The sequence below is a fragment of the Paenibacillus sp. XP01 genome (assembly GCF_057364885.1).
The window spans coordinates 393,199-402,500 of the sequence record NZ_CP139481.1 but is presented as its reverse complement, the minus strand read 5'-3'; the positions used below and the strand labels follow the sequence as shown (position 1 = coordinate 402,500).

The 9,302-nt window shown below is 50.4% G+C and carries 10 protein-coding genes; 8 read left to right on the top strand and 2 right to left on the bottom strand.

Going from position 1 to position 9,302, the window contains the following annotated elements:
• Positions 1–289 precede the first annotated feature (289 nt).
• Together SNR34_RS01885 and SNR34_RS01880 are read left to right on the top strand one after the other, a co-directional pair.
• The gene (locus SNR34_RS01885; protein ID WP_236421535.1) at positions 290–445 is read left to right on the top strand and encodes a hypothetical protein; all 156 of its coding nucleotides are present in this window, start codon (positions 290–292) and stop codon (positions 443–445) included.
• A 93-nt stretch (positions 446–538) separates the two neighbouring features.
• A complete protein-coding gene (locus SNR34_RS01880) occupies positions 539–1,078 on the top strand; it encodes a GNAT family N-acetyltransferase (RefSeq protein WP_236421536.1) in 540 nt (179 codons plus the stop codon).
• A gap of 116 nt (positions 1,079–1,194) precedes the next feature.
• Here the strand turns inward: SNR34_RS01880 and SNR34_RS01875 are convergent, their stop codons facing one another.
• Positions 1,195–1,971, bottom strand: coding sequence for a Crp/Fnr family transcriptional regulator (locus tag SNR34_RS01875; protein WP_236421537.1), 777 nt, complete (start codon positions 1,969–1,971; stop codon positions 1,195–1,197).
• A gap of 317 nt (positions 1,972–2,288) precedes the next feature.
• On the opposite strand from SNR34_RS01875, the gene SNR34_RS01870 reads away from it, so the two are divergent.
• The 6 genes from SNR34_RS01870 to chrA all read left to right on the top strand — a co-directional run bounded on the left by SNR34_RS01870 (position 2,289) and on the right by chrA (position 6,503).
• Positions 2,289–2,720 carry a GAF domain-containing protein gene (locus SNR34_RS01870; RefSeq protein WP_236421538.1) on the top strand — a complete coding sequence of 144 codons (432 nt, stop codon included), beginning with the start codon at positions 2,289–2,291 and terminating at the stop codon, positions 2,718–2,720.
• A gap of 147 nt (positions 2,721–2,867) precedes the next feature.
• Entirely contained in the window at positions 2,868–3,518 is a 651-nt protein-coding gene (locus SNR34_RS01865) for a response regulator (protein ID WP_236421539.1), read from the top strand.
• Positions 3,511–4,623 carry a PAS domain-containing sensor histidine kinase gene (locus SNR34_RS01860; RefSeq protein WP_486181019.1) on the top strand — a complete coding sequence of 371 codons (1,113 nt, stop codon included), beginning with the start codon at positions 3,511–3,513 and terminating at the stop codon, positions 4,621–4,623. The genes SNR34_RS01865 and SNR34_RS01860 overlap by 8 nt, the downstream gene beginning before the upstream one ends.
• A gap of 236 nt (positions 4,624–4,859) precedes the next feature.
• On the top strand, positions 4,860–5,354 hold the full coding sequence (gene chrS / locus SNR34_RS01855; protein WP_236421541.1) for a chromate efflux transcriptional regulator ChrS: 495 nt from the start codon (positions 4,860–4,862) through the stop codon (positions 5,352–5,354).
• Positions 5,355–5,366: 12 nt separating this feature from the next.
• Positions 5,367–5,954, top strand: coding sequence for a chromate efflux transporter ChrB (chrB, locus tag SNR34_RS01850; protein WP_236421542.1), 588 nt, complete (start codon positions 5,367–5,369; stop codon positions 5,952–5,954).
• A gap of 3 nt (positions 5,955–5,957) precedes the next feature.
• Positions 5,958–6,503 (top strand): chromate efflux transporter ChrA, encoded by a 546-nt coding sequence (gene chrA, locus SNR34_RS01845; RefSeq protein WP_236421543.1) that lies wholly within the window; start codon positions 5,958–5,960, stop codon positions 6,501–6,503.
• Positions 6,504–6,613: 110 nt separating this feature from the next.
• Here chrA and SNR34_RS01840 read toward each other — a convergent pair whose 3' ends face one another.
• Positions 6,614–8,986 carry an Ig-like domain-containing protein gene (locus tag SNR34_RS01840; RefSeq protein WP_339275703.1) on the bottom strand — a complete coding sequence of 791 codons (2,373 nt, stop codon included), beginning with the start codon at positions 8,984–8,986 and terminating at the stop codon, positions 6,614–6,616.
• Positions 8,987–9,302: the final 316 nt, after the last annotated feature.

Here is a 9,302-nt window from a genome sequence, read left to right as displayed (position 1 = left end):
TATTCATCATTTATTGCTAGACGGGTGGTTTCTCTTTCCCGCAGCCTATCTCGGCGTTTACGCCCCTTACCTCATCTGGATGTGCCTACGATCAACCGGCTCACAAAGATAATGGATGATCTCCTCAAAAAAATGCATCCATTTTTGCTGATCGCCATTGCTTTTTATAACCGTTCATTGCATAATAGACATATAGTTTGATAATGATTATCATTATTATAGTCGTTCTGTTACTTATTAACTATGCATATGATTTCTGAACACATAGATAAAGGGGTACGAATATCGAATGAATACCGACATGCAAAAAGCCACGCTGCAGCTTGATGATTATCTCGACCTTCTGAATCTGGCAATCCAGCTTGGGGATACGAGATGGCAAAAAGAAATCACCCGCAAGCTTGCCTACAAGTATCCTGCCGATCAATGCAAACCCATGAGATAGTTTTACTCTTGCATACCTACCCATGAACGGTTCTTTACCCGAATCGATTCATGGGTTATTTTTATATCATTATATGTAAGAAAGGAGATTGACATGAAACTTGAAACCGAACGTTTGGTCATCCGCGATATGCTCCAGTCCGATTGGGAACATGTGCATTCGTATTCATCCTTGCCCGAAGTTGCCAAATATGCCTCCTGGGGACCGAACACGGAAGAAGACACCCATCAATACATCCATCATGTTCTAACTCAGCAGCAGCAATCACCAAGGAATGCATACGAGCTCGCCGTTTGTATAAAAGATCAGGATCTGATGATCGGCTCGGTGGCCATTTTTATCGAGAAAACAAATGCCGAGCTGGGTTACGTGCTTCACCCTGAGCATCACGGAAAAGGGTACGCTACCGAAGCCGCTATGGCTCTTCTCGATTATGGATTCAATACACTGGGCGTTCACCGTGTTTTCGCTACCTGCCGCCCAGCCAACAGAGCGTCCGAGCAGGTTATGAAGAGAATCGGCATGCAGCGCGAAGGCCTGCTTCGGGAACATTGGCATTTCAAAGGCGCCTATCATGATTCTTTGCTGTATTCGATTCTCGCCAGCGAGTATGGTCGAAGCCCTGTCGAATAAAACCAATCCAGAAAAGGGCTGACACCCGCTCACGCGAATATCAGCCCTCCTCCAATTTATCCGATGCGACCCCAATCGCCATCAAAACAAAGCAGATACATCCAATCTATTTCCTGTTACAAGCGACACATCTCTTCCGGACAGCTCGGAAACGTCGGGCATCCGCACATGCTGCGCAGAGCTCCAAGATCGCGGATCATTAACTTTCCGTCCTGCGTATCCAGCGTCCCCTGCTCCTTCCATGCACCAAGCATACGTGTGACGCTTTCCCGCGTAGCGCCGATCATTTCGGCCAACTCGGTATGGTTCAGTTTCATGTCCAGCACAATTCCCTCCGGCGTAAATCGACCATACGAGTTGCTGGCACGGATCAGTGTCGAAGCAAGCGCACCCGCCTTGCCGTACAAGAGCAGGTCGCGAAAACGCGACTGGGTGATTCGTTGCGAAAGTGCCATCCATTGCAAAAACTTCAGAGCGAGATCGCCATGTTTGCTAAGAACGCCTTCCAGGTCGCCGAGCGAAATGATCGCCAATTCCCCTTTTTCCGTCATTTCCGCGCTATAGCTATGCGTTTGACCACCGATGCCGCCGAATTCCCCGATCAAATCACCTTTCTGCTGGATCGACAAAATGATTTCTTTCCCGTCTTCCGTCGATTTGGTCATTTTCACCCGGCCTGAGCGGAGGTAGTACAGATATCCGGCTTCATCACCTTCCAGAAAGAGGCTATAACCGGCCTTAACCCGTTTGGATTGCATTTTCGCCTCAATCCACGACCACTGCTCGGCTGTAACAAACGAAAGTATCCCACCTGTCTCCCGCACCATTTTGTTCCCCTCCGTTGGTTCCTGTCCCGTAGCTCGGGTTCCTCTTTCCACGAATACCGTACTCATGACTGTTCCTCCTCGTGTTTCCTTATGATTCCATCATACCGCGAAAATACAGGATTGGTTATCAGGGGATTACCTGAACCTCTGCGATAAATTCCCTGAATTTGCTGTGAGAAATGTCACATCGGTTAATGGTCCGCATTGGCAAGGGTGTCTGCATCTTCGCGTAGAATGCGGCTTCTCTGTCTTTTCAATGCCATAATCGGTAAATACGCAGATTTAAATAGGGGTTTTCCCTGAATTACAAGGCCTTCCGAATTGCCTACAATATATAGTAAGGAACCATCGAAGGTAGCATTTCAAAAAGGAAGTGTCTTCTCATGCATGATGAGTTTTCATTCGACATTCAGGAGATCGTCGATCATTTGCGCGAGCATACATCCAGCGACTTCTGTGGATTGGCTTGCTTGTCCGGAGCAATGCTTCATTGGAAGTTCACGTCGGGCGCAAGCAATGAACGCGTGAAGCGGATGCACATGCGGCCAGGCCAGGATCTCGTGGGCACGGCGCTTCGGACCGGACGTACCGCCATATCCGATGGACGGACTTCAGGCGACCGTCTTCCCGGGCGCTGCCCATTGATGCTTGCCGAGCGGCTGGTCAGCGCGGTCGTCGTACCTATTTTTGAGAAGAGCAGCGTCCCGGATGCCGTCATTCTTCTCGGAAACAGACAGCCCTGCAGCTTTTCGCCGGATGTTATTCAACTGACCGAGCAGGCAAGCAGGGAATTGCAAACGCTAATGTATGCCTGAAGACGTCGGTTGCCAACCAAGCCTCGTTATCCCGCTAAGGGATAACGAGGCTTTTTTAGATGAAAGATTCGAAGAATCAAAGTCTGGGTACCTCGCTTTTTTGGTATGATAAGGACAGCAATATGCAAAGGAACAGGAGGAATTGATGTGATTCGTTTGTTGGTCGTAGACGACCACGTTGTTGTACGCTCAGGTCTGATCGCGCTGCTTGACGGAAAAAATGACATACGCATCGTTGGCGATGCAGCAGACGGTGACGAAGCCATCTCAAAGGCTCAGGAATTGAAACCCGACGTGGTGTTGATGGATTTCAGCATGCCGCCGGGCAAAGATGGATTGACGGCAACCGCCGAGCTGAAAAAAATCATGCCGGATCTGTCCATTCTAATACTGACCATGCATGATGACGAAGAATATCTGTTCCGTGCCATCCATGCCGGAGCATCCGGATACATACTCAAAAGCGCTCCGCACGAGGAGCTGTTAGCTGCTATACGCTCGGTTGCAGAAGGAAGCGCCTATCTGTATCCAAGCGCAACCAAACGGCTGATGAGCGAATACCTCGATAAAGCCAAGCAGGAGAACGCCGGGCCGTACGACACGCTGTCCGAACGGGAGAAAGAGATTTTGTCGTGGATCGCCAAAGGTTACGCCAACAAGGAGATTGCCGAGCATCTGGTGATCAGCGTCAAAACGGTCGAAACGCACAAAAGCAATTTAATGGAGAAGCTCGGATTGCGCACCAGGCCGGAACTCGTCAAATTTGCAATGAAAAAGGGGCTGTTGAACTTTGAGTAGTGCGCGTCCAAACCGACTCAGCAATCTGGCCGATCAACCGGTTCGCGAGCTGCTTGAAGTGATCGACAACCACATTGCCGATCCTGAATTCCGCAGCAGGCTGAAGGGTTCCCTGCATCAACTCAGCGACTTGAAGTTTGCGTTGGATGAATCGTCCATCGTGGCACTGACAAACAGCCGGGGCAAAATCCAGTACGTTAACGACAAGTTCTGCGAGATTTCGCAGTATCGGCGGGAAGAGCTGATCGGCCAGGATCACCGGATCATCAATTCCGGTTATCACGGCAAACTTTTCATGAAAAATCTGTGGGAAACGATCTCTTCCGGGCAGGTATGGAATGGCGAAATACGCAACCGGGCCAAGGACGGCAGCTATTATTGGGTAAACACAACCATCGTGCCTTTTCTGGACAATGAAGGAAAACCTTATCAATATCTCGCAGTGCGCAGCGAGGTCACCAAACTGAAAACGGTGGAAGCTGAACTGCAGCAAATGATGACCCAGGTCATGAACATTCAAGAGGAAGAACGGCTCCGCATTTCAAGGGAACTGCATGACGGCATCGGCCAAAGCCTGTTCTCCCTCGTCATCCAAATGGATCGACTGCTGGCCGACCAGCCTCATCCAGGCGTGGAAGCGTTAAGAAAACAGGTTACCGGCATCATGGAAGACGTCCGCGGCATGGCCTGGGAACTGCGGCCCTCCGTGCTCGATGATCTCGGCGTCGTTCCTGCAATCCGGACTTATGTTGAAAATTACACCCGCCATTATGGCATTAACGTTCGGCTGGATTGCAATTTGCGCGGTCGGCTGGATACGAGCCGCGAAATAGCGATGTACCGCATTATCCAGGAGGCATTGACCAATATCGCGAAATACGCGGATGTCTCGGAAGCGGCAGTTAGCGTGGAGGATACTGCAGAGGCCATCGTCGCTACCATTGCCGATCACGGCGCAGGGTTCAGCGCATCGACGGCCGGCAACGGCGTCGGACTGTTCAGCATGGAGGAACGGGCACGCGGAGCAGGAGGCACATTAAAGGTGACTTCCGATCCGGGGGAAGGTACCACCGTAACCCTTTATCTCCCCAAAAAGACGGAATAGAGCATGTTCTTCTAACGGAATGAGCTGCTTGCGGCATGGAACCGCAGGCGGTTTTTTTACTTTGGTATAGGTTACAAATTGCAAACCGGAATTCGGAATAAATTCACATTTTCAACAAATGAATTGACTGGCATTACGATTCGTCAGTAAAATATGGGTGCTGCATGCAAAATGTCTTTCCATTTGTTGATTTTCAAATATAACGCAACAAAATGACAGAGAAAGAAGGATCGTTGATGACTAACAAGCGCTCTTCGGAAGGAAGAGAAATTCCGCTCATGCACAACCTGGATGCCATGGATCGAAAAATACTGGCCGCCCTCCATCAGAACAGCCGGATTTCGTATACGGACCTGGGGCAACAAATCGGTTTGTCGCGCGTAGCCGTCCAAGCCCGCATTAATGCTTTATCCGAAAAAGGCATCATCGAACGCTTTACTGTCGTGATCAATCCCGTCAAGGTCGGAATGCAGGTCTCGGCTTTTTTCAATGTAGACGTAGAGCCTCCGTTTCTCGACGAAGTCGCCGAAAAGCTTGATGAAGAGCCGGCGGTGACCAGCCTGTATCATATGACCGGGCCCAGCACGCTGCATATGCACGGCATTTTCGCCGACATGGAAGAGATGGAGCAGTTTTTGCTGGAGAAGCTGTATAAGATGCCCGGCATCGTCAAAGTAGAATCCCAATTGCTTCTGAAGCGTTACAAAAGCCGAATGGGCATGAGACTGTAGGAGGATAACAGCATGAGTTGGAAGGTTTACAGCGGTCTCATCGCAGGCATGGTTAGGACCGGCATTCTTGGTTACGGCGGGGGGCCATCGGTTATTCCGTTAATTCGTTATGAAGCGGTCGTCAGATACAAATGGGTTAGCGACGACGAATTCGGCGAGATTCTGGCCATTGCGAATGCCCTCCCCGGACCGATCGCAACGAAGATGGCTGCTTATCTGGGATATAAAAAACAAGGCGTCTTAGGCGCTATCGTCTCCGTGTTGGCACATGTTCTGCCTACGAGCATCGCTATCATCGCCCTGCTCGGCTCCATGTATGCCCTGCGTGAATCCAAAGTGGTCGCCGGCATGGTTGCGGCGGTTCGCCCGGTCATTTTCGTCATGCTCGGCATGATGGCCTATGAATTTGCCAAAAAGGCATGGTCAGGCCTTGGCAAAATATTCGCCATCCTGTTCGGCGTCATTGCCTTCGTGCTGCTGCAGCTGCTCGACATTCATCCAGGCATCGTTGTTGCGGTATTTCTCGGGTATGGCGTCTTCCATCTGGATCTCGTGCAGCGCTACAAAGCAAAGCGCAGCTCCGACAAGGAGGTGTCCTAACCGATGATTCAGACTTGGTGGGAATTGTTTTGGGGATTTTTTGTAGCCAACGTGCTCGGTTACGGGGGCGGCCCGGCTTCCATCCCTTTGATGCAGGAAGAGGTCGTCAACCATTACGGCTGGATGACCAGCGAACAGTTCGGTGACGTGCTCGCCATCGGCAATGCGCTCCCCGGTCCGATCGCTACCAAAATCGCCGCCTTTGTCGGCTATCAGGTGGCAGGCTGGTTCGGCGCAATCATTGCCAGCTTTGCCACGATCGTGCCGTCAGCAGCCGCTTTGATTTTGCTGCTCAGACTGCTCAACAAATACCGGACCTCGCCTAAAGTAAAAGGCATGACCTTGCTCGTGCAGCCAGTCATTGCCGTGCTTATGATCCTGCTCACCTGGGAGTTCGGGCAAGTATCCGCGAATTCGATCGGCATCTGGCAAACGTTAATCATTTCAGGCATTTCGCTATGGGTCATGACCAAAACCAAGCTGCATCCCGCCATTCTCATCGTTATTGCTTTTGCATACGGCGCCTTGGTTTTGTCCCATACGATGTAGTTATAAGTTGCTGCATACGTTCCAATGCAAAAAGGGGTACCCGCCTAATGCGAGTACCCTTTTTCTTTATCTTTTCTAGTCGGTGCATGTGAATGCGGGTAATGCTCGCATTACTTCGCTTCTACAATAACCGTCACTTTGGTTTTTTTGCCGGCAAAGCTCACGGTAATCGTCGCTTTCCCTTTGCCGTTTGCTTGAATGACGCCATCCTTCACGGTTGCGGCGGCAATCTTGGAAGACGTCCATAGGGCCGGCTTGGATACGTCGGCTTCCGATCCGTCCGCATAAGTTGCGGTAGCTACTACCGTCACTTTGTCGCCCGGTTTCATCGTAAGCGTTACTTTATCGGTTTGCAAATACTTGAGCGTATCTACGTCAACGGCGACGCTCACCGATTTGCTGCCGTATTTGGCGGTTACTTTCGCTTTGCCATAACCGACGGCCTTTACTTTGCCTTTGCTTACTTGAGCAACCTTGTAACTATTTGTCTTCCAGTCGGCTTTGTCGGTTACATCCCGCTCGGTGCCATCGCCCAGAATTGCGGTCACGGTGATCTCTCCCGAATCTCCGGATTTCATGGACAATGCCGGAACGGAAGCCACGAGGCGGGTAATCACGTCCACTTCTACTTGAATCGTCACTTTTTGTGAGCCGTATTCAGCCGTGATGTTGGCTTTACCGCTCGCGTTAGCCGTAATAACGCCTTTTTTGACATCAGCAACGCGGGAGTTGCTCGATTTCCAAGTGGCTTCCGTCGTTACCACCTGCGTCAATCCATTCTCGTCCGTTGCCGTCAACACGATTTGCTGGGTTTCTTTGGCGGACATCACCACATAGTTCAAATCTGCTTCAAGTCCGCTGGCCATGCCAACTTCAACCGGCAGCGTAAGGGATTTTCCGCCGATTTTGGCGGTGATGGTTGCTTTACCTACTGCAACACCGGTAACGACACCTTTGCTGTCGACCTCAGCGATTTTCTCGCTGCTGCTGCTCCACTCCGCCTCCTCGGACACATCCTTGGACGTTTCGCCGTAGACGGCAAGTACTTTGGCGTTAAATTTGCCGCCAACGGAAACGGAAGCCTTTTTCTGTTCCATTTGATACTTGTCCGGAACGTCCACATTCACGGTGAATTTGGATGTTTTGCCGCCGTATGCCACGGTAATTGTTGCCGTACCGGATTTGTAAGCGATCAAGTCGCCTTCGGAAACGTAAACTACGTCCGCATCGCTGGATGTCCAGGTTGCTTTTTTAGTCACGTCCTCTGTGCTGCCATCGATATATTCCGCTTTGGCTTCAAGCGTCTTGGTTTTGGTGGAATCCCCGAGACTCATCGTCAATTTTTCTTCTACGCCTTTAATGTCGAGATATCGTGCCGTATCCACGTCTACGGCGATTTCCACCGATTTATCCCCGTATTTTGCTTTAATTGTAGTCGATCCTGCACCCACCGCCGTAATTTTGCCTTGGTACACGGTGGCTACTTTCTCGTTGCTGGAAGTCCACTCGGCTTGAGTGGTCACGTCTACATCCGCACTGTTTGGATACGAAGCGGTTAGAGTCATGCTTGCCGTTTTATTGGTATCGGCCAGGCGGAAGAAAATGCTTTGTTTCTCCACGCTGATCTTGCTTGTCAGGTCTACGTCTACATCGATCGTTACCGATTTGGTACCATAGCTTGCCGTAATTTTCGCAGAACCGGCAGCATAACCGGTGATTTTGCCTTGAATGGCGTCAGCCACTTTCTCATTGCTGGAGGTCCACTCGGCCAGCGTCGTAACGTCTTTGGTGGAACCGTCCGGATAGGTCGCTGTCAGTTTGACATCTTCACTTTTGTCCAACAGCAAGCTGATTTTCTTTTTGTCCACATCGACACGTTTAACAACCTCGACGTTGACATCCACGGTGACGCTTTGTTTACCGACTTTACCCGTAATTACTGCCGTACCGGCGCTTTGTCCGGTAACTTTGCCGTTGACGACCGTAGCAACCTTCTCGTTGTCGGAAGACCATTCCGCAATTTTGGAAGCTTCGGTATCTGTCGAGTTGTCGCTGTACGTTGCCGTCAGGGCGATCTCTTTGGTGTCGCCGGTCCGCAAATCAAGGGTCTGCACGTTCTTGGACAGTGCTTTGACCTTTTTCGTGACATGCACGGTCAACGTTTGGCTTTTACCTTGATACGTAGCCGTAATTGTAGCTTCTCCTTCTTTTTTGGCTGTAATCGTCCCGCTATACACGGAAGCAATAGCATCCGAATTACTGCTCCAATCGGAGCCGAGCGTTACGCTTGCCGACGAATTATCGCTATATACACCCGTCACCGTCACTGAACCGGAGTCACCCACTTCAAGAGACAGCTCATTCTTGGATAAGACGATTTTGGACAACTCTTTGTCTGCCGCAGCGACCATGCCTACGTTGGAAATACTCAAAATCATTACCAGCATCAACACCATGTACTTGGTCCATCTTGGCTTAAACATCATTTCCCCCCTGAATGCGATCATTTTTTTCCATATCTTTAATGTCGGCATGAACTTTCCAGATGTTTAGACTTTCGGTGGATTTTTAGGAAAACAACACGAAAAGCAGCCGTCTTCTTAAGGGAACCGCATGTATGCCCAGCATGCCTGTGATCCGCGCATATCTGATCCGGAAATACCGCAAGTTTGGCCCAAGCGAAAGAGCCGTCCCGAAAGACAGCTCCCCCTACAGAACATATTAAAAACAGGCCATGCGACATGGGATGCCTCGCTCGCTCCTGACGGTTGCATATATTCGCCCCTTCGGCTGAACAAC